Below are 20,611 nucleotides of genomic sequence, written 5' to 3' on the forward strand. Positions count from 1 at the left end.
TCTTAGTCATAGGGACTAGGGAGTTTTTTTGTATGCTAAAATATAATTGAAAGGAGATATCTAAGATTCTTCTTGAAGATACGTAACGATCCCTTCCATATCACGGAAGTGCTCTTTAGATTTAAACAGGAGAATATTTACACACTTCAGGTTAGAAGACAAAAGTTTGTTAAAATTTATTTATTTTTGTGACAGGACATAATATATATAATAGAACAAAACCAAAAAAGGAGTAATGTAAATGAACCATATATCGAAACTCAATGAAACGTACTATGGAGACATAATGGATTTATCACAATATGCCTTTCAATATAGATTGTCAGAAGAAGAAATAGCAGCGAAGAAAGAACAAATGAGCAATCATACTGTATGGGGATGGTTGGAAAATGAACAATTGGCTGCGAAGGTTCATGTTGTTCCCTTAAAAGTATGTATTCAAGGTGAAATAATGAAAATGGGAGGTGTTGCTTCAGTTGCATCATGGCCTGAATATCGCAGAGGCGGAAAAGTGAAACAACTGCTTAAGAGAGCGTTACAGGAAATGAAAACGAAAGGGCAAATAATCTCCTATCTACATCCATTTTCTGTACCATTTTATCGAAAATATGGCTGGGAAATAACCTTTGACAAAGCAGATTGTAAAATACCAATTCGAAGCTTAAAGAAACGTTGGGATGGGATTGGATTTGTAAAAAGAGGTAATAATAATGATCAGACAATATCAATGTTAGAAAATATATATACAGAATATGCGAGTGCGTTTACAGGTCCATTAGCCAGAGATCAACATTGGTGGAAACATCGGATTCTTAACAAAGATGACTTTATAGCGATTGCATATCATGATGATCATACACCAGAAGGATATATAGTATACAATGTAAAAGATAATATTTTTACAGTTAAAGATATTGCATTTTCAACCATAAATGGCCAGAAGCTACTGTTACAATATATGCATGATCATGATTCCATGGTGGACGACATAGTTGTTAGTTTACCAACTAACGATGGAATTATGCTTTTAGTTGAAGAGCCTAGATTTGAACAGAGGGTAACACCTTATTTCATGTCTCGTATTGTCGATGCAGGAGCATTTCTTAGACAATTTCCATACAAGAAATCAGATTATTTTTCTACTTTTGCTATTCATATAGAAGATGAATTTCTTCAGGAGAATACAGGGGTATATCAGTTATCCATGAATGATCATGATGAGATGAAAATTGATCAAGTAGATAATCAAGATTCCTTACCAACGGTAACAATGAACATACAGCAAATGGCACAGATTTTTCTTGGTTATAAACGCCCTTATGAATTATCACGATTAGAACTGTTGGATGGTGATCAAAAAGCTATTGGACAGTTGGAGGAAATCATTCCAACCAGTCATACATACTTTCCTGATTTCTTCTAAGATAGGTCGGTTTTCTGTCCCTCAGTACATTTCTGTGTTGTTTTATAAATACAGGGTATATGGTTGGTATCAAGATTTATAAGTATATATAAATGTAAAGGGGGGCTTTTTATGTGGGATCAACTATTTGATGCGGAGTTTGTAGAGTCTGTTACAAAGCTGATGATATCGCTTTTTTTATCAGGATTGATTGGTTTTGAGCGGGAAGTAAATAAACATTCTGCTGGCTTTCGAACACATATATTAGTAGGAGTCAGTTCCTGCTTGATGATGCTTTTATCTGTTAATGGCTTTCAACACTTTATTGAAAATTACCAGAACATTCAATTTGATCCAGCTCGTATTCCTTCCTATGTCATTAGTGGTATTGGATTTCTAGGGGCAGGTACAATTATTGTCCATGGAGGTACGATTAGAGGTCTGACAACAGCTGCATCTATTTGGGCAGTTGCCGGTCTAGGGTTGATTGTTGGTATTGGTATGTATAAAGAGGCTTTAGTGACAACATTGATCATTCTAATTAGTTTAGTTGTCTTGAATAAATTTGAAAAAAGGCTACACCGTAAGAGTCATCATATTGTCTTCGAAGTGAAGCTTTCTAAGGGAAAAAATACTTCAACATTCCTTAACCGTGTACAATCATTTCCGATTGAAATACGTGAATTTGATATTTCTAATGAAAGTACCGATACAACAAAAATTAAAATGTATATTGACGCCATTCATCAGAAAAAACGTGAAAATTTGTATGAATGGTTATTAGAGCAGGAAGAAGTAAAAAAGATTAAAATCCGTTTTCGTTCATAAGGGTTTGAGAGACAGCAAGAAAGGTTATAATAATGAAGACCAAATAGTTTTCAATAAGACCAACTTACAGTATAATAAATATATATAGTCAAATATAGTCAAAGTCAGATTGGAGGAGGGAAAATGCGTAATATTTCAGATATTATTGAAGAATATTTGAAAGAGATCATGCACAGTAACCAGCATAAAATCATTGAGATAAAGCGAAGTGAAATTGCTGATCGCTTTGAATGTGTACCTTCTCAAATTAATTATGTCATCAACACGCGGTTTACTTTGGAAAAAGGGTACTTAGTAGAAAGTAAACGTGGTGGTGGGGGCTATATCCGCATTAGTCGCATTACCAATGAAGATAAAGCAAAATTAATAGACGAGATTATTGAAATGATCCAACCTAAGATATCACAGCAAAAGGCGGTCAATATATTAGAGCGTCTCTTGGAAGAAGAATTAATTACCGAACGGGAAGCAAAATTAATGGTTGGTGCGATTGATCGTAATACCCTCTCATTTCAATTGCCAATTCGGGATGAGATTCGTGCCAGAATTTTATCAGCAATGCTTAATGCCTTAAAATATCAATTTTAGGAGGTGTACGGTATGGAATGCCAAGAGTGTAAACAAAATCCGGCAACCGTTCATTTCGCACAAGTGATAAACGGTGAGAAAACAGAAATTCATGTTTGTCAGCAATGCGCAAAAGAAAAGGGTTATGTGTCACAAGAAGAAGATGCCTATTCACTACACCACCTTTTATCAGGACTGTTCAACCCCAAACCTAATGCAATAAATCATCAGTCACATAAAACAGCAGGTAAAGAATTACAATGTGAGAAGTGTGGCATGACGTATCAACAGTTTGCTAGAATTGGGAAGTTTGGGTGTGCATCTTGCTATCATACATTCTCTGAACATTTAAATCCGCTCTTTCGAAAAGTGCATAGTGGTAATACTGCCCATGAGGGGAAAGTACCAAAACGCGTAGGGTCCGATATTTATCAACGTAAAAAGTTGCGAGATTTAAAAGTGAAATTACAGCAAGCAATTGCAGAGGAAGCTTTTGAAGAAGCAGCTAAAATTCGCGATGAAATAAGGTCATTAGAGAAGAATCTAAATCACCACGAGGAGCGTGATGATTCGTGAGTTTAGAGCAATTTATCAATGAAGCGATTAGTCCATGGTTAAAAGAGGACGGTCCTGACAGTGATATTGTCATGAGCAGTCGTGTTCGTTTAGCGCGAAATTTTGAGCAGTCCCCTTTCCCATTAATTGCGGATGAAAAGCATATGGAGAATATTCTTTATTTTATGGAAAAGGAATTTAATCACCGCTCTTATTTACAATATAAAGATTTAGAATTTGTCAAAATGGCTGAGTTAAAGCAGGTAGAAAAGCAAGTATTAGTGGAAAAACATTTAATAAGTCCACATTTAGCTGATAAGTCGAAGCAAGGTGCTGCACTTATTTCTAAAAATGAACAAGTATCGATCATGGTTAATGAAGAGGACCATATTAGAGCTCAATTATATTTTCCAGGTTTTCAATTAGAAAAAGCTTTGGAACAGGCGTTTCAATTAGATGACTGGTTAGAAGAAAAAATAGATTATGCCTTTGATGAAAATAGAGGATACCTTACAAGCTGCCCTACGAATGTGGGTACGGGGTTAAGAGCATCTGTGATGATGCATTTACCAGCACTTGCGATTACGCGTAAAATCAACCGGATGATCCCTGCTATCAATCAATTAGGTCTAGTAGTTCGTGGTATTTATGGTGAAGGCAGTGAAGCTTTAGGTAATATTTTTCAAATTTCCAATCAGGTAACATTAGGACGGTCTGAAGAGGATATTATCGAAGATTTGAAAGGTGTTGTCGATAAATTAATTGAGCATGAACGACATGCTCGGAAATTACTGATGGAGCAATCAGAACTGGAATTAGAGGATCGAGTATTTCGTTCCTATGGCATATTGCAGCATAGTCGGATTATCGAATCAAAAGAAACAGCAAAATGCTTATCTGATGTCCGACTAGGTATTGATTTAGGATTCATCCATCACATCTCTAAATCTATTCTGAACGAATTAGTTGTCTTGACACAACCGGCATTCTTACAACAATATGCGAAAAAAATGCTGACACCGAATGAACGCGATGTTTTTCGAGCGTCCTTAATTCGGGAACGCTTTACATTGGAGCAAAAGGAGGAATATTAAAATGATGTTTGGACGATTTACAGAAAGAGCGCAAAAAGTTTTGGCATTATCACAAGAAGAAGCGGTACGATTAGGCCATAATAATATTGGCACTGAACATATTTTATTAGGACTTGTAAGTGAGGGAGAAGGTATTGCGGCCAAAGCACTTCAAGCGATTGGTCTTGGCGCAGATAAAATCAGAGATGAAGTCGAATCTTTAATCGGTAAAGGCAGTGAAGTATCCCAAACGATTCACTATACCCCACGAGCAAAGAAAGTCATTGAGTTATCGATGGATGAAGCACGTAAATTGGGTCATTCTTATGTAGGCACAGAACATATCTTGTTAGGGTTGATTCGAGAAGGTGAAGGGGTAGCTGCTCGTGTACTAAATAACTTGGGTGTTAGTCTTAATAAGGCACGTCAACAAGTGTTACAACTTTTAGGGAGCTCAGAATCTGGTGGTTCTCAAAATGGTCGTAACAGCTCAAGTAATAGTGCGAGCACCCCAACATTGGATTCGCTTGCCCGTGATTTAACCTCGATTGCCAAAGAAGGGAACATCGACCCTGTGATCGGTCGTGAGAAAGAAATCGAACGCGTTATCCAAGTATTAAGTCGTCGTACAAAAAACAACCCTGTCTTGATTGGTGAGCCAGGTGTTGGTAAAACAGCAGTAGCGGAAGGCTTGGCACAACAAATTGTTCAAAATGACGTGCCAGAGATCCTTCGTGATAAGCGAGTTATGACACTTGATATGGGAACGGTAGTAGCAGGTACTAAATATCGCGGTGAATTTGAAGATCGCTTGAAAAAAGTGATGGAAGAAATACGTCAGGCAAGTAATGTGATTCTTTTTATTGACGAATTGCACACACTAATTGGTGCAGGTGGTGCAGAAGGTGCTATTGATGCATCCAATATCTTAAAACCATCATTAGCTCGAGGAGAATTGCAATGTATTGGTGCAACCACATTGGATGAGTACCGCAAGTATATCGAAAAAGATGCGGCATTAGAACGACGTTTTCAGCCAATTCAAGTTGATGAGCCATCTGTTGAAGAATCCATCCAAATTTTACAAGGTTTAAGAGATCGTTATGAAGCACACCATCGAGTGACGATTACAGATGAGGCAATTGAAGCGGCAGCAAAGCTTTCGGATCGTTATATTACGGATCGATTCTTGCCAGATAAGGCTATTGATTTAATTGATGAGGCAGGCTCTAAGGTAAGATTACGTTCTTATACCACACCTCCTAACTTGAAAGAATTAGAACAGAATTTAGAAGAAGTACGTAAAGAAAAAGACGCCGCAGTTCAAAGTCAAGAGTTTGAAAAAGCTGCAGCGTTACGTGATGACGAACAACAATTAAGAAAAGAATTAGAAGAGACGGAAGCGAAATGGAAAGAAAAACAAGGACAGGAGAATTCAGAAGTAAGTGTAGAAGATATTGCTAGTGTTGTATCGACATGGACTGGGGTACCGGTATCGGCACTTACTAAGGATGAGAGTGAAAGGTTATTAAACATGGAAGAAATCTTGCATGATCGATTAATTGGCCAAGAAGAAGCAGTAAAATCTGTTTCCAAGGCAATTCGTCGTGCTAGATCAGGCTTAAAAGATCCAAAGCGCCCAATCGGATCGTTTATTTTCTTAGGACCAACTGGTGTCGGTAAAACAGAGCTGGCACGTGCATTAGCTGAATCTATGTTTGGTGATGAAGACGCAATGATTCGTATTGATATGTCAGAGTACATGGAGAAACATGCAACATCACGACTTGTAGGTTCACCTCCAGGATATGTTGGTTATGAAGAAGGTGGACAGTTAACCGAAAAAGTAAGAAGAAAACCATACTCTGTAGTACTATTAGATGAGGTAGAGAAAGCACATCCAGAAGTATTTAATATCTTACTTCAGGTATTAGAAGATGGCCGCTTAACCGATTCTAAAGGACGTACGGTGGACTTTCGAAATACAGTGTTAATTATGACATCCAATGTTGGGGCAAATGAATTAAAACGTAATAAGTATGTAGGCTTTAGCCTTGGTGATGAGGAACAAGATTATAAAGATATGCGTTCTAAGGTAACTGCGGAATTGAAGAAAGCCTTCCGTCCAGAATTCTTAAATCGTATAGATGAAACGATTGTTTTCCACTCATTAGAGAAGAAACACATGAAACATATTGTAGAGCTAATGGTAAAAGAATTACAGAAACGTTTAACTGAACAGGAAATAGACTTTGTATTATCAGATAAGGCAATTGAAAAAATTGCAAATGAAGGATTTGATCCTGAATATGGTGCAAGACCATTGCGCAGATCCATTCAAAAGAACGTGGAAGATTTACTATCAGAAGAGTTGTTAAAAGAAACCATTAAAAAAGGTCAAAAAGTAACCATTGACATTGATGAATCAGGTGAATTCAAAGTCGTATAAATCTTAAAAATCGGAAGGGGTTCCCTTCCGATTTTTTCAATAAGGATCATTCCCCTTCGATCACCTTTATAATGGATGCTAGAGAGATGATAAATCTTTAGCTTTTAGTCATAAGGACTGAGCGGTTTGCCCATAATGGTTTGTATTTAGAATAGTGTATAAAGTACAATGCATTTATGTGCAAGAAGGCAGAGTTTAAAGATTATCCTTTTTTACACTTTTTACATACATCTTTAACTAAATTGATAGATCTCTGTAACTTATAAGGGGGTCTTTTCGTATATAATGAAAGGGAGCGATACTTTTGGCTAAGCGAAAATCTAAATTTGTTTGTCAATCTTGTGGTTATGAATCACCAAAATGGATGGGAAAATGTCCTGGATGTCATGAATGGAATACGTTGGTAGAAGAAGTGGAAGCTACCAAAACAGCAAGAGGTAATTGGGCAACAGGCTCAGGTACAACACACAAACCAGAAAAAATATCGAGTATTCAAACACAAGAAGAACCAAGAATTAAAACGAAAATGCAAGAGTTAAACCGAGTGCTTGGTGGTGGGATCGTACCTGGTTCGCTAGTGCTAATTGGTGGGGATCCTGGTATCGGGAAATCTACGTTATTATTGCAAGTTTCCAGCCAATTGTCACAGCGTGATTTAGACGTGTTATACATTTCTGGAGAAGAATCAGCAAGACAGACAAAACTAAGAGCAGACAGGTTAGATATTTCATCTGAAAAACTATACGTACTTTCTGAAACAAATCTAGTAGATATTGCAAATCAAATTGATCAACTGAAACCAGGTTTTGTTGTGATTGATTCGATTCAAACTATTTATAAAGAAGAAGTAACAAGTGCTCCGGGTAGTGTTTCACAAGTTCGCGAGTGTACAAGTGAACTAATGCGCCTTGCGAAGCATAATCATATACCTATTTTTATTGTTGGGCATGTGACGAAAGAAGGATCGATAGCCGGACCCAGATTGCTTGAGCATATGGTAGATGCTGTATTGTATTTTGAAGGGGAAAGACACCATACTTTCCGAATCTTACGGGGAGTCAAAAACCGATTTGGTAGCACAAACGAAATGGGCATATTTGAAATGAAAGAAGAAGGGTTAACAGAAGTATTAAACCCATCTGAAATTTTTTTAGAAGAACGATCACAAGGTGTCGCTGGTTCCACTATTGTCGCATCGATGGAAGGAACAAGACCAGTGTTAGTGGAGATTCAGGCACTAATTTCTCCTACCAGCTTTGGTAACCCACGGAGAATGGCGACAGGAATTGATCATAATCGTGTTCCATTATTAATGGCTGTATTAGAAAAAAGAGTAGGTTTAATGTTGCAAAATCAAGATGCATATGTGAAGGTAGCAGGCGGAGTGAAATTAGATGAACCTGCCATTGACTTAGCGGTGGCGATTAGTATTGCATCTAGTTTTAGAGATCGAGCTCCACATACAGATGATGTATTGGTAGGTGAAGTTGGACTTACGGGAGAAGTCAGAAGAGTATCGCGCATTGAACAACGTGTACAAGAAGCCGCTAAATTAGGGTTTAAAAGAGCTATCATTCCTGCTAAGAACATGGATGGTTGGACAGTCCCGGCGTCTATTGAAATCATAGGGGTAAATTCTGTGCAAGAGGCAATTAAAGTAGCATTAGGAGATTGAAAGTTTTAGGGGTATGGTTTCAAAGTGTGCTCTCTAAGAAAGAGTTATTCTTTCTAAAAAGTACTAAAAAAATGTTTAAAATTTTAGTAATAGGAGAGACTAGTCTATAGGAGGTGACTGTGGTGCTAAGACGATTTGTGCAACTATTTTTTATTATTGCAGGTGGTACCGCTGGATATTTATATATTCCAAGATTATTGGAGTTAATAGGGTTTGCTGAAGGTACATGGTTAACGTCTCATTATATAGGACCCTATGTGGGGTTAGTATTAGGAGCAATTATTTTATTTATTCTTTCTTTATGGATTTCTGATTACATTATGAGATTCTTTGCTTGGATTGAAGAGCTATTAATGAAAGCTCCGGTGTCGGATTTATTATTTGGTAGTTTAGGTATTATCATTGGTTTGATTATTGCGTATTTCTTAAACGACCCGATTCAATCGATTGATATCCGAGTTGTTTCACAGGTGGTACCGATCTTTTTAAGTGTATTACTTGCCTATTTTGGATTCCAAGTAGGGTTTAGAAGAAGAGATGAATTTTTAAATTTATTTACTTTACCAAAAAAGGAAAAGAAAAAAGTTTTGACAACTGAAGAATCTCATCCTGAATTGCCAAAGCCAAAAATATTAGATACGAGTGTAATCATTGATGGACGAATTGCGGATATATGCCAAACAAACTTTTTAGAGGGAACCATTATTATTCCTCAATTTGTTTTAGAAGAATTACAGCATATCGCGGATTCATCAGATGCATTAAAACGTAATAGAGGTCGCAGAGGCTTGGATATACTAAATCGCATCCAGAAGGATTTACCTATTAATGTGGAAATTTATGAAGGTGATTTCGAGGAAATCCAAGAAGTCGACAGTAAATTAGTTAAGCTTGCAAAAGTGATGAATGGAATTGTCGTAACGAATGACTTTAATTTAAATAAAGTTTGTGAGTTTCAGAAGGTGCCTGTTTTAAATATTAATGACCTAGCAAATGCCGTTAAACCGATTGTGTTACCAGGTGAAGAACTAGCGGTACAGGTTATTAAGGACGGGAAAGAACAGAACCAAGGTGTTGCTTACTTAGATGATGGTACGATGATTGTCGTAGAAGAAGGTAAGAACTATATCGGACAGAACATCGAAGTCGTGATTACAAGTGTGTTACAAACATCAGCAGGCCGAATGATCTTTGCCAAACCAAAATTGCTTGAAAAAGCACTCTAAAAAAGGTATAACTTATAAAGGATAGACAAAAGTGATAACATGATTGTTATCACTTTTTGTTAGTTTATAATTCACCTTCGGATACTTGCAAAATGAATACAAACCCACAGATAATTCATAAACTGCCCAGTAACGTGAGCAAGGATATGTTCTCCTCCGTACTGAATTTTGATGAGTGCATAATCGTCGCTGCGGAAAAACACTCCCTTTCCGGGGGCACGGCCTCAGCTAACTTTGCAAAGAAAATCACTTTGCAAAGTGGATCTTCGGCTCGCGCTGTTCCCCAGGAGTGTCGCATTTTTCCGCAGCTTCGAATAGTGTTCTGGAAAAAAGAGAGGGAAGCAAGCGTATATATTCCAGTAATTCTTTCTAATTCCTAGTTCAGAACACTAGATGTAGCTGAAGCCGAGCCCACGGAAAGCGCAGTATTCTGCCGAAGCGTATTTGAGCACTCATCATTAATCAGAGTGGGAACTATATAGAATGGGTAAATAAAATCCGATTCATTCTGTTCTATGGAGATGTTACAATCAATAGAGGAAAAATAATAAAAGATGTTTAGAACGAGATTGGGAGAGAATGATAAGCTAGTTAATTAGAGATTGGGGTGGCCGCATGGTAAAATATAATGTGATCGTGTTAGCGGCAGGACAAGGTAAACGCATGAATGCAGGCAAAAACAAACAATTTATCGAACTATTAAATGAGCCTTTAATTATACATACCTTAAAAAACTTTATACAGGACAGTTGGTGCCAAAACATTTACTTAGTCATCAATCCAAATGAGCAAGAGCAAATGGAAGAGTTAATAGTTTCTTATCAATGGCAGGACCAAATCACTTTTGTGCATGGTGGTAAAGAACGACAAGAGAGCGGCTATCAAGGGTTGCTCGCCATCAGTGAAGAACAACAGGATATGATTGTCATGATTCACGACGGAGCAAGACCTTTTGTGGAGGAGTCACAATTACATGAGCTTGCTCAAGCCGCAAAGGAGAAAAAAGCAGCATTGCTTGCCGTTCCTGTTACCGATACAATAAAACGAAAAAATGGGGACAAAATAGAAACATTGGATCGTTCAACCTTATGGGCTGCACAAACACCACAGGCTTTTAACTACCCACTAATTAAAAAAGCCCATGAGCAAGCAATAGCATCAAAATATCTTGGCACAGATGATGTGTCGCTCGTCGAGGCATTGGGAAAACCAGTAGATATTGTTCATGGCACTTATCAAAATGTTAAATTAACTACCCAAGAGGATATTGTGCGAGCAGAAATAATCTTAGAGCGATAGGAGGAAAAATAATGTTTCGTATCGGACAAGGTTTTGATGTACACCAGTTAGTTGAAGGCAGGCCTTGTATTATCGGAGGTATTGATATACCGAATGAACATGGTTTGTTAGGACACTCTGATGCAGATGTGTTATTACATACGATTGCAGATGCGTGTCTAGGTGCAATTGGTGAAGGGGATATAGGGAAGCATTTTCCCGATACAGACCCCGCATTTAAAGATGCTGATTCACAAAAGTTACTACAAGAAGTATGGGAACTTGTAGAGGAAAAAGGTTATAAGCTTGGTAATCTCGACTGTACAGTTATAGCACAAGCTCCTAAGCTTGCACCATATATTAAGCCAATCCAAGATAATATCGCTCGTCTATTGCGATCTGATAAAGAACAAGTTAATGTTAAAGCGACAACTTCAGAAAAACTCGGTTTTACCGGGAGAAAAGAAGGGATAGCTGCACAAGCTGTTGTCCTTCTGATGAAGAAATAAAAACGTAACATTATGTCGAAAATAATGGTAAAATAAGAACAGGTGAAAAAGACCGTTAACAAATGATGGAGGGACAATAATCATGGGAAACGAAGTACGCGTACGTTATGCACCAAGTCCAACAGGGCATTTGCATATTGGAAACGCAAGAACAGCACTTTTTAATTATTTATATGCCAAACATTTAGGTGGATCATTCATTATTCGTACAGAAGATACGGACGACAAACGTAATGTGGAAGGTGGCGAAGAAAGCCAACTACGCTATTTGAAGTGGCTCGGTTTAGAATGGGATGAAGGTGCAGATATTGGTGGTGAATATGGACCTTACCGTCAAACAGAACGTTTAGATATCTATCAGAAATATGTCGATGAGTTGTTAGAACGCGGTTTAGCTTACAAGTGTTATATGACAGAAGAAGAATTGGAAGCGGAACGTGAAGAACAGCGTGCTAATGGGCAAGTGCCGAAGTATTCTGGAGCACATCGCGACTTAACTGAAGATCAAATAAAGCAATTCGAAGCGGAAGGTCGTAAGCCTAGTATTCGTTTCCGTGTACCACAGAATAAAACCTATACATTTAATGATATTGTACGTGGGAATATTACCTTTGAATCTAGTGACTTTGGAGACTGGGTTATTGTAAAGAAAAATGGGATTCCAACATACAACTTTGCTGTTGCTATCGATGATCATCATATGAAAATAAGCCATGTATTACGTGGGGAAGAGCATATTTCCAACACGCCGAAACAAATGATGATATTTGAAGCATTTGGTTGGGATGCACCTCAATATGGTCATATGACATTAATTTTAAATGAAAATCGCAAAAAGTTAAGTAAACGTGACGAGCACATCTTGCAATTCATTGAACAATATAAAAATCTCGGTTACTTACCAGAGGCGTTGTTCAACTTTATTACCTTACTTGGCTGGTCACCAGTTGGCGAAGAGGAATTGTTTACACAAGAAGAATTTATTAAAATATTTGATCCAGAACGCTTGTCAACATCTCCAGCAATCTTTGACCCGGCAAAATTAAAATGGATGAATAATCAATATATTAAACAGGCTTCTTTAGACGAAGTGGTGGAATTAAGCTTGCCACACTTAATCGAAGCAGGTAAACTGCCAGCTGACATGAACGAAAAGCAAAAAGAATGGGCAGTGGACTTAATCAGCTTATATCATGAGCAATTATCTTATGGTGCTGAAATTGTTGAGTTAACAGATCTTTTCTTCCAAACAGAGATTAACTATAGTGAAGAGGCAATGGCTGTATTAAGAGAAGAACAAGTACCAGAAGTGTTGCAAGGCTTCCTAGAGCAGTTCAGCAATATAGAAGAATTGTCACCAGAAGCAATTAAAGCAAGTATTAAGGCAACCCAAAAAGCTACCAAACAAAAAGGTAAAAAACTATTTATGCCGATTCGTGTCGCAACTACTGGACAAGTGCATGGCCCAGAATTACCGAATGCGATTTATCTTTTAGGCGAAGATATTATCAGAACAAGAGTGAAAAATGTGTTAGAATTAATCAAATAAGTAGCAAAATTTAGTAAAATCACTATAATAGTAAGTAATAAGGTACGTTGACGAGGAGAAGTAAAAGAAACCCCGCTTGTACAGAGAAAACCATCACAGGCTGAGAATGGTTAAAGCACGTTTCTTTGAAATGCACCTCAGAGTTTCTTCCTGAATCAAGTATGGAAGGACGGTATACCGCCGTTATCGGTCGAAGTGGAGGGGAGAATCTTCCCCTAAACAGAGTGGAACCGCGCCAATAGCGTCTCTGAGGTATTAAACCCAGAGACGCTTTTTTAGTTAGAAAAAAAGAACTGAGCTAGAAGCAATCATATATACACAATAGGGGGGATAATGATCCGTGGGTTTCTTCAAATTACTCAAAGAAGACATCGAAGTTGTTTTTGATCAAGACCCGGCAGCAAGAACCTATTTTGAAGTTTGCTTAACATATTCCGGTTTACATGCGATATGGGCACACCGTATTGCACACGCCTTCTATCGAAAAAAATTCTTTTTCATTGCTAGAGTTATTTCACAAATCAGCCGCTTTTTTACTGGTATCGAAATTCATCCAGGTGCGAAAATCGGCAAACGTTTCTTCATTGATCATGGAATGGGCGTAGTAATTGGTGAAACATGTGAAATCGGAGATAATGTAACCATATACCAAGGTGTCACATTAGGTGGTACGGGGAAAGAAAAAGGAAAACGACACCCAACGCTTAAAGATAATGCACTGGTTGCAACAGGAGCAAAAGTATTAGGCTCGATTACAATCGGAGAAAGTTCTAAAGTAGGTGCTGGTTCTGTTGTGTTAAAAGATGTTCCGGATCATTCAACTGTTGTCGGGATACCAGGAAGAATCGTCATACAAAACGGAGAGAAAGTACGTAAGGATTTAGATCACCATAAACTCCCAGACCCTATTAGTGAAGTGTTGAAGGGAATGGATGATGAGATAAACCGATTAAAGAAAGAGCTAGAAGACTTAAAAGGAGCGAATCAAGATGACCATTAATATATACAACACACTAACACGGAAAAAAGAGAAATTTGAACCAATAGAACCGAATCGTGTCAAAATGTATGTGTGTGGTCCTACCGTGTATAACTACATTCATATCGGAAATGCACGTCCAGCGATTGTTTTCGATACCGTGAGGAGATATTTTGAATATAAAGGTTATCAAGTAGACTACGTTCTCAACTTCACAGATGTCGATGATAAGCTAATCAACGCTGCTAAGGAATTGGGAGAGGAAGTACCAACGATTGCCGAACGTTTTATTCAAGCATATAAAGAAGATGTTGGTGTATTGGGGGTAAAGGAAGCTGTTCATCACCCACGAGTAACCGAAACAATGGATGATATTATTAGCTTTATTTCTACCTTAATCGACAAAGGGCATGCGTATGAAGCGGATGGGGATGTCTATTTTAAAACAAGGTCATTTGACCATTATGGTAAGCTATCTCACCAATCAATTGATGAATTAAGGTCGGGGGCGCGTATTCAAGTAGGCGAGAAAAAACAAGACCCAATAGATTTCGCTTTATGGAAACAAACAAAAGATGGAGAAATAGCGTGGGACTCTCCGTGGGGTAAAGGTCGTCCCGGCTGGCATATCGAATGCTCAGCAATGGCGAAAAAGTATCTCGGGGATACGATTGATATCCATGCTGGTGGCCAAGATTTAACATTCCCGCATCATGAAAACGAAATTGCCCAATCTGAAGCAGCAAATGGGACATCATTCGCAAATTATTGGATGCACAATGGGTATATTAATATCGATAATGAAAAAATGTCGAAATCACTCGGAAACTTTGTGTTAGCTCATGATCTCATTCAAAAGCATGACCCAAAAGTATTGCGTTTCTTTATGTTAAGTGTCCACTATCGTAACCCGATCAATTTTAGTGATGCATTATTAGAAAGTGCGAAAAACAGCTATGATCGTATTGAAAATGCGTTAACAAATCTGGAGCACCGCAAAGAATCAAGTGTGAATTTAGCTGATGATAATCAACAATGGTTGGATAAAATAAACGCACTGCAACAACTATTTGAACAAGAAATGGATGATGATTTTAACACCGCGAATGCAATAGCGGTAATCTTTGATCTTGTTAAAGAAGCCAATGTATATCTGAAGTCAGATCATACACATGTCGCCGTCATCGATACATTTATCGATACACTTACAGCTTGGTTAGAAGTGTTAGGTATTCCACAGAATCAAGAAGAAGAATTGCTCGATGAAGAAATAGAAGCATTAATAGAACAAAGAATCGAAGCAAGAAAAAACAAAGATTTTCAACTAGCAGATAAAATTCGAGATGATTTAAAAGAACGTAATATCATTCTAGAGGATACACCACAAGGCACAAGGTGGAAACGAGGTTAATGATGACAAAGCAGCAGCCAAGAGAAATGAAAAGTCTAGCCCTCGCTTATATGGGAGATGTTATTTACGAGAAATATGTGAGGGAATATTTAATTTGTATGGGCACTGTCAAAGTACAACAATTACATCAACATGCTGTCCGATTTGTAAAAGCAACTTCCCAAGCAAAAGTAGTACATCATTGGATCGAAACCAATCAGCTTACAACAGAAGAATTGGCTGTAGTAAAAAGGGGACGAAATGCCAAATCTGGATCCGTCCCCAAGAATACAAGCGTACAAGCTTATCGCTACAGTACAGCTTTTGAGGCGTTAATCGGGTTCCTATATTTGGACCAGCAGCATGAACGGCTAGAGTTACTAATCAAACAGGCGATAGCCATTACAGAGAAAGGAGATGGTCAAGAATGAGCGGAGAATGGATCATTGGCAAGAATACTGTAATCGAAGCATTGGAATATGAACGTTCTATCCAAAAATTATATCTGACTGAAAATCTAAATGCTTCCTTAGCAAATAAGTTGCAAGGATTAGCAAAGGCAAAAAATGCCCCTGTTCAACGTGTACCAAAAAAGAAACTGGATCAAATGGTTGAAGGGAATCATCAAGGTATTGCCGCGCTGGTGGCCGCTTATGACTATGCATCACTAGATCAGTTGTTCGAAGTAGCAGAAAAAAGGAGTGAAGCGCCATTCTTTTTAATTTTAGACGAAATAGAAGATCCACATAATTTAGGTTCCATTCTTCGTAGTGCTGATGCAACAGGTGTCCATGGTGTAATTATTCCGAAACGGAGAGCTGTAGGATTAACTGCTACGGTTGCCAAGACATCGGTTGGAGCGATTGAACATATTCCAGTTGTGAGAGTAACCAATATCGCACAGACAATAGAGGAATTAAAATCGCGAAATGTGTGGATTGTTGGTACGGGAGCAGAAGCGACAGAGGATTATCGTGAACTAGATGGTCAACTCCCTATTGCTCTTGTGATCGGCAACGAAGGAAAAGGAATTAGCCGTTTAGTGAAGAAAAATTGTGATTGGACAGTTAGTTTACCAATGATAGGGTCGGTTTCATCATTAAACGCCTCTGTTGCGGCAAGCCTATTAATGTATGAAGTGTTCCGAAAAAGAGACAAACATGGTGAGTCCTAATGGATGTACTCTTAGTAGATGGATACAACATGATTGGTGCCTGGGAAGAATTAAAAGTGTTAAAGGATAAGGACTTAGAGCAAGCCAGATTACTATTGATCGACAAAATGGCGGAATACCAAGCATACCGTAAAAGAAAAGTAATCGTTGTTTTTGATGCCTATGAAGTGAGAGGGCTGGAGAATAGACACCAGCAATATAAAGTAGAGGTTATCTTCACGAAAGAGAATGAAACAGCTGACCAATGTATTGAGCGCCTTGTCAAAGAGTTTAAGAATGTACGGACAAAGGTTTTTGTAGCGACTTCTGATTATACAGAACAGCGTACGATTTTTGCGCAGGGGGCATTTCGAATCTCTGCGAGGGAACTGGATATCGAATTAAGAAATATTCAAAAGGAGATTGAGGTAGATATAGAAGAACATCAACAAAATAAAATAAAGAGTAAAATTCCGTTGGACGACACTGTGTTGCAAGTGTTTGAGAAATGGCGCCGTGGTAATAAATAACAGAAGAGCAGTTGACGTAAATAAAGCGCTTCCTGTATAATGTTGCTATTATGGTCTGCAATACCTAATTTTTGGCATTGAGCCGGGAGGAGTCCCAATAACTATCATGCGAGTAGAAAATAGAGATACTGACTTTCAGCATTTAGACGACAATGAATTAGTATTGCTAGTGCAGGACGGAGACACACAAGCGCTCGAATTTTTAATTCAACGATATAAATCATTCGTTCGAGCGAAAGCCAAGACGTATTTTCTCGTAGGAGCTGATCACGAAGATATTGCACAAGAGGGTATGATCGGTCTTTATAAAGCGATTCGTGATTTTCAAGAGGACAAGCTTTCTTCCTTTAAAGCTTTTGCAGAATTATGTATTACCAGACAAATTATTACCGCTATTAAAACAGCTACAAGGCAAAAACATATGCCATTGAACTCTTATGTATCTTTGGATAAACCGATCTATAACGATGAATCTGAGCGGACATTGTTAGATGTTTTAGAAGCGACTATTGCAATGGATCCACAAGAATTGCTAGTGAATAGAGAACGTTATGGTGATATGGAAAATAAGTTAGCAGAATTGCTAAGTAAGTTAGAGCGTGAAGTGTTATTACTCTACCTTGAAGGGAAATCTTATCAAGAGATTTCTTCTGAATTAAATCGCCATGCTAAATCTATTGATAATGCTTTGCAACGTGTCAAAAGGAAGCTAGAAAAATATCTAGAAGCAAGCGGTATACACATATCTTAAACTATTCTACTAGTTGTCGTTGACAGTAATCTTTAACCATGCTACATTATAATAAGTGTAAAAACCCATATAAGAGGTGGGAAATTTGGGTAAAAAGATAGCATTAGCGTGCGAGGTTTGTCATAGTAGAAATTATAGTACGGAAAAGAATCCATCGATTTCTGACCGGATTGAAATAAAGAAATTTTGTAAGAGATGCAATCGACATACCATTCATCGCGAAACAAAGTAGATCATGACGGTAGTTAGAAGACAGTTTGGAGGTACCTTCTGTGAAACCAGTTACTTTTTTAAAGAACGTCAATCGGGAAATGAAGAAAGTTTCATGGCCAAGAGGTCGTGAATTAACTCGTTATACGATTACAGTAGTATTAACCGTTGCTTTTGTAACAGTTTTTTTTGCACTTATTGACTTAGGTATTACACAACTTCTTAATTTGTTATTTGAATAATTCGCTATAATATATGTTATACTGTAATTAAATATGTAAGAAAAGAACCCGTTTGGCGGGTTTTTTAAATGCAAAGAAATCGACTGAAGGAGAAGTTCAATTAAGGGAGGGAAGGGCGAGCGAGGCCCTCAATATTATGGAAAAAAGATGGTATGTCGTGCATACTTATTCAGGTTATGAAAACAAAGTAAAAACCAATCTAGAAAAACGATTAGAATCTATGGGGATGGAAGATAAGATTTTCCGTGTATTAGTCCCAGAAGATGAGGAAACAGAAATCAAGAACGGAAAAAAGAAAGTAGCTAAAAAGAAAGTATTCCCAGGATATGTGTTAGCGGAAATGGTCATGACAGATGACTCTTGGTATGTAGTGCGTAATACACCTGGTGTTACAGGTTTCGTAGGATCTGCAGGTTCGGGATCCAAACCGACGCCACTGCTGGAAGAAGAAGTGGAAACTATCTTGAAGCGTATGGGTTATGATGAGCCTGTTACAGAAGTAGACTTTGAAATGAAAGAAACGGTAGAAGTAATAGATGGTCCATTTAACGGTTTTTCTGGTTCTATTGAAAATATAGATTTAGATAAACAAAAAGTAAAAGTTCATGTTAATATGTTTGGAAGAGAGACACCGGTTGAATTGGACTTTTCACAAGTTAAGAAGTTATCATAAGGAACTTCAAATATAAAAATATAGGAAAACCACTTGCATTTTTGCTTATATAATGCTAAAATTCTTATGTTCTTTATGCCTCGAGTATAAGGTTATTTTTCGCATATGTAATCGAGTGGGAGGGCAAAAGCCCTATTACCACATCACGGACTTAAGGAGGTGTGTCTCGTGGCTAAAAAAGTAGATTCAGTTGTAAAGCTACAAATTCCAGCAGGAAAAGCAAATCCCGCACCACCAGTTGGGCCAGCTTTAGGTCAAGCAGGTATTAACATCATGGGATTCTGTAAAGAGTTTAACGCTCAAACCCAAGATCAAGCTGGTATGATTATTCCAGTAGAAATCACGGTATATGAAGACCGTTCATTTACATTTATTACGAAAACTCCACCAGCAGCAGTATTGCTTAAAAAAGCAGCTGGTATTGAAACTGCGTCAGGTGAACCAAATCGTAACAAAGTGGCAACACTAAACCGCGATAAGGTTAAAGAAATCGCAGAATTAAAAATGCCAGACTTAAATGCTGCTGATGTTGAAGCTGCAATGCGTATGGTCGAAGGTACTGCACGTAGTATGGGTATCGTTATCGAAGACTAATCTCACAGCGTTGTACAAAAGCGGAAGGTTGCGGTAGTGGAGAATGCTTCATCAACCGCAACCTTTATCTTTGAGGTTTAGTTAGCAACGGATGTCGCGTTCGAATCTAACTTTTCCGCTTAAGTAAGTGGGAGGTATAACCGTTAAAACCACAGAAGGAGGAAATTAAAAATGGCAAAGAAAACAAAAAAGCAACAAGAAGCATTAAAACTTGTTGACCGTACAAAAACGTACGAAGCAAAAGAAGCATTGGAATTAGTACAAAAAGCTTCTACAGCAAATTTTGACGAAACAGTTGAAGCTGCATTCCGTCTTGGGGTGGATCCTAAGAAAGCAGACCAACAAATCCGTGGAGCAATGGTGCTTCCACACGGAACAGGTAAAACACAAACAGTTCTTGTATTCGCAAAAGGGGATAAAGCGAAAGAAGCAGAAGCTGCTGGCGCTGATTATGTAGGAGATCAAGAATTAATCAACAAAATCAACCAAGGTTGGTTCGAGTTTGATGTTGTTGTAGCAACTCCTGATATGATGGCAGAAGTAGGTAAGCTAGGTCGTGTATTAGGACCAAAAGGTCTTATGCCAAACCCTAAAACAGGAACAGTTACTTTCGAAGTAGAAAAAGCTGTTAATGAAATCAAAGCAGGTAAAGTAGAGTACCGTGTAGATAAACAATCAAATATTCATGTACCAATTGGTAAAGTATCATTTGATCTTGACAAGCTTGTTGACAACTTTAATGCATTAGCAGATACAGTTGTAAAAGCAAAACCACAAGCTGCCAAAGGTACGTATATTCGTAACGTAGCCGTTTCATCTACAATGGGACCTGGCGTTAAAGTAGATTCATCAAATTTCGCTAAATAATTTACTTGACTTTTGCTTAAAGGTTTTATATAATTCTTAAGGGTCAAGTTGACTACTTTAAAAATAAATGAATAACATTATACCGTAGACAGTAGGTGCTGTTAAGCTTAA

At 37.9% G+C, this 20,611-nt stretch carries 22 protein-coding genes and 2 other annotated features (1 of these 24 cut by a window edge); all 22 genes read left to right on the forward strand.

What is annotated here, in order from left to right:
• The first annotated feature begins 241 nt into the window (after positions 1-241).
• The 22 genes from GHT08_RS16500 to rplA all read left to right on the forward strand — a co-directional run bounded on the left by GHT08_RS16500 (position 242) and on the right by rplA (position 20,500).
• Positions 242-1,423, forward strand: a complete 1,182-nt coding sequence (locus GHT08_RS16500) for a GNAT family N-acetyltransferase (RefSeq protein WP_163582573.1) — start codon at positions 242-244, stop codon at positions 1,421-1,423.
• Positions 1,424-1,534: 111 nt separating this feature from the next.
• Entirely contained in the window at positions 1,535-2,230 is a 696-nt protein-coding gene (locus tag GHT08_RS16505; protein WP_163582574.1) for an MgtC/SapB family protein, read from the forward strand.
• Between the two features lie 123 nt (positions 2,231-2,353).
• Positions 2,354-2,818 (forward strand): CtsR family transcriptional regulator, encoded by a 465-nt coding sequence (locus tag GHT08_RS16510; protein ID WP_163582575.1) that lies wholly within the window; start codon positions 2,354-2,356, stop codon positions 2,816-2,818.
• A gap of 12 nt (positions 2,819-2,830) precedes the next feature.
• Positions 2,831-3,373 carry a protein-arginine kinase activator protein McsA gene (locus GHT08_RS16515; protein WP_163582576.1) on the forward strand — a complete coding sequence of 181 codons (543 nt, stop codon included), beginning with the start codon at positions 2,831-2,833 and terminating at the stop codon, positions 3,371-3,373.
• Positions 3,370-4,446, forward strand: coding sequence for a protein-arginine kinase McsB (locus GHT08_RS16520; RefSeq protein WP_163582577.1), 1,077 nt, complete (start codon positions 3,370-3,372; stop codon positions 4,444-4,446). Before GHT08_RS16515 ends, GHT08_RS16520 begins: the two co-directional genes overlap by 4 nt.
• Before the next feature lies 1 nt (position 4,447).
• Entirely contained in the window at positions 4,448-6,874 is a 2,427-nt protein-coding gene (gene clpC, locus GHT08_RS16525; RefSeq protein ID WP_163582578.1) for an ATP-dependent protease ATP-binding subunit ClpC, read from the forward strand.
• A 304-nt stretch (positions 6,875-7,178) separates the two neighbouring features.
• Positions 7,179-8,549, forward strand: coding sequence for a DNA repair protein RadA (radA, locus tag GHT08_RS16530; RefSeq protein WP_163582579.1), 1,371 nt, complete (start codon positions 7,179-7,181; stop codon positions 8,547-8,549).
• 122 nt (positions 8,550-8,671) lie between these two features.
• Positions 8,672-9,775: a PIN/TRAM domain-containing protein gene (locus tag GHT08_RS16535; RefSeq protein WP_163582580.1), complete on the forward strand. Its 1,104-nt coding sequence runs from the start codon at positions 8,672-8,674 to the stop codon at positions 9,773-9,775.
• Positions 9,776-10,390: 615 nt separating this feature from the next.
• Entirely contained in the window at positions 10,391-11,074 is a 684-nt protein-coding gene (gene ispD, locus GHT08_RS16540) for a 2-C-methyl-D-erythritol 4-phosphate cytidylyltransferase (RefSeq protein ID WP_163582581.1), read from the forward strand.
• Between the two features lie 11 nt (positions 11,075-11,085).
• Complete coding sequence (gene ispF, locus GHT08_RS16545; RefSeq protein WP_163582582.1) at positions 11,086-11,562, forward strand: 2-C-methyl-D-erythritol 2,4-cyclodiphosphate synthase; 477 nt, start codon at positions 11,086-11,088, stop codon at positions 11,560-11,562.
• A gap of 82 nt (positions 11,563-11,644) precedes the next feature.
• Positions 11,645-13,111, forward strand: coding sequence for a glutamate--tRNA ligase (gene gltX / locus GHT08_RS16550; protein WP_163582583.1), 1,467 nt, complete (start codon positions 11,645-11,647; stop codon positions 13,109-13,111).
• A gap of 38 nt (positions 13,112-13,149) precedes the next feature.
• Positions 13,150-13,363 (forward strand) — a binding site (T-box leader).
• 88 nt (positions 13,364-13,451) lie between these two features.
• Entirely contained in the window at positions 13,452-14,111 is a 660-nt protein-coding gene (gene cysE, locus GHT08_RS16555; protein WP_018934190.1) for a serine O-acetyltransferase, read from the forward strand.
• Positions 14,101-15,501, forward strand: coding sequence for a cysteine--tRNA ligase (gene cysS, locus GHT08_RS16560; protein ID WP_163582584.1), 1,401 nt, complete (start codon positions 14,101-14,103; stop codon positions 15,499-15,501). The genes cysE and cysS overlap by 11 nt, the downstream gene beginning before the upstream one ends.
• Complete coding sequence (locus GHT08_RS16565) at positions 15,501-15,911, forward strand: Mini-ribonuclease 3 (protein WP_163582585.1); 411 nt, start codon at positions 15,501-15,503, stop codon at positions 15,909-15,911. The genes cysS and GHT08_RS16565 overlap by 1 nt, the downstream gene beginning before the upstream one ends.
• Entirely contained in the window at positions 15,908-16,654 is a 747-nt protein-coding gene (gene rlmB / locus GHT08_RS16570; RefSeq protein WP_163582586.1) for a 23S rRNA (guanosine(2251)-2'-O)-methyltransferase RlmB, read from the forward strand. Before GHT08_RS16565 ends, rlmB begins: the two co-directional genes overlap by 4 nt.
• Positions 16,654-17,163, forward strand: coding sequence for an NYN domain-containing protein (locus tag GHT08_RS16575; protein ID WP_163582587.1), 510 nt, complete (start codon positions 16,654-16,656; stop codon positions 17,161-17,163). The genes rlmB and GHT08_RS16575 overlap by 1 nt, the downstream gene beginning before the upstream one ends.
• Positions 17,164-17,269: 106 nt before the next feature.
• A complete protein-coding gene (gene sigH / locus GHT08_RS16580) occupies positions 17,270-17,914 on the forward strand; it encodes an RNA polymerase sporulation sigma factor SigH (protein WP_018934195.1) in 645 nt (214 codons plus the stop codon).
• A gap of 85 nt (positions 17,915-17,999) precedes the next feature.
• Positions 18,000-18,146 carry a 50S ribosomal protein L33 gene (gene rpmG / locus GHT08_RS16585; protein WP_083939084.1) on the forward strand — a complete coding sequence of 49 codons (147 nt, stop codon included), beginning with the start codon at positions 18,000-18,002 and terminating at the stop codon, positions 18,144-18,146.
• Positions 18,147-18,186: 40 nt separating this feature from the next.
• Positions 18,187-18,366 carry a preprotein translocase subunit SecE gene (gene secE, locus GHT08_RS16590; protein ID WP_018934196.1) on the forward strand — a complete coding sequence of 60 codons (180 nt, stop codon included), beginning with the start codon at positions 18,187-18,189 and terminating at the stop codon, positions 18,364-18,366.
• Positions 18,367-18,502: 136 nt separating this feature from the next.
• Positions 18,503-19,039 (forward strand): transcription termination/antitermination protein NusG, encoded by a 537-nt coding sequence (nusG, locus tag GHT08_RS16595; protein ID WP_018934197.1) that lies wholly within the window; start codon positions 18,503-18,505, stop codon positions 19,037-19,039.
• Positions 19,040-19,207: 168 nt separating this feature from the next.
• On the forward strand, positions 19,208-19,633 hold the full coding sequence (gene rplK, locus GHT08_RS16600; protein ID WP_018934198.1) for a 50S ribosomal protein L11: 426 nt from the start codon (positions 19,208-19,210) through the stop codon (positions 19,631-19,633).
• 171 nt (positions 19,634-19,804) lie between these two features.
• Positions 19,805-20,500 (forward strand): 50S ribosomal protein L1, encoded by a 696-nt coding sequence (gene rplA / locus GHT08_RS16605; protein ID WP_163582588.1) that lies wholly within the window; start codon positions 19,805-19,807, stop codon positions 20,498-20,500.
• A gap of 64 nt (positions 20,501-20,564) precedes the next feature.
• Positions 20,565-20,611, forward strand: a sequence feature (ribosomal protein L10 leader region) (it continues 112 nt past the right edge of the window).

This window comes from Gracilibacillus saliphilus, from assembly GCF_010994085.1.
GTDB classification, from domain to species: Bacteria; Bacillota; Bacilli; order Bacillales; family Amphibacillaceae; genus Gracilibacillus; species Gracilibacillus lacisalsi.

Bases quoted from the DNA above. Each gene is read 5' to 3' on its own strand.
- GHT08_RS16565 (WP_163582585.1), top strand. From the start codon at position 15,501: ATGATGACAAAGCAGCAGCCAAGAGAAATGAAAAGTCTAGCCCTCGCT.
- GHT08_RS16515 (WP_163582576.1), top strand. From the start codon at position 2,831: ATGGAATGCCAAGAGTGTAAACAAAATCCGGCAACCGTTCATTTCGCA.
- rlmB (WP_163582586.1), top strand. From the start codon at position 15,908: ATGAGCGGAGAATGGATCATTGGCAAGAATACTGTAATCGAAGCATTG.
- GHT08_RS16575 (WP_163582587.1), top strand. From the start codon at position 16,654: ATGGATGTACTCTTAGTAGATGGATACAACATGATTGGTGCCTGGGAA.
- nusG (WP_018934197.1), top strand. From the start codon at position 18,503: ATGGAAAAAAGATGGTATGTCGTGCATACTTATTCAGGTTATGAAAAC.
- ispD (WP_163582581.1), top strand. From the start codon at position 10,391: ATGGTAAAATATAATGTGATCGTGTTAGCGGCAGGACAAGGTAAACGC.
- cysS (WP_163582584.1), top strand. From the start codon at position 14,101: ATGACCATTAATATATACAACACACTAACACGGAAAAAAGAGAAATTT.
- GHT08_RS16510 (WP_163582575.1), top strand. From the start codon at position 2,354: ATGCGTAATATTTCAGATATTATTGAAGAATATTTGAAAGAGATCATG.
- ispF (WP_163582582.1), top strand. From the start codon at position 11,086: ATGTTTCGTATCGGACAAGGTTTTGATGTACACCAGTTAGTTGAAGGC.
- sigH (WP_018934195.1), top strand. From the start codon at position 17,270: ATGCGAGTAGAAAATAGAGATACTGACTTTCAGCATTTAGACGACAAT.
- GHT08_RS16505 (WP_163582574.1), top strand. From the start codon at position 1,535: ATGTGGGATCAACTATTTGATGCGGAGTTTGTAGAGTCTGTTACAAAG.
- GHT08_RS16500 (WP_163582573.1), top strand. From the start codon at position 242: ATGAACCATATATCGAAACTCAATGAAACGTACTATGGAGACATAATG.
- clpC (WP_163582578.1), top strand. From the start codon at position 4,448: ATGATGTTTGGACGATTTACAGAAAGAGCGCAAAAAGTTTTGGCATTA.
- gltX (WP_163582583.1), top strand. From the start codon at position 11,645: ATGGGAAACGAAGTACGCGTACGTTATGCACCAAGTCCAACAGGGCAT.
- rplA (WP_163582588.1), top strand. From the start codon at position 19,805: ATGGCAAAGAAAACAAAAAAGCAACAAGAAGCATTAAAACTTGTTGAC.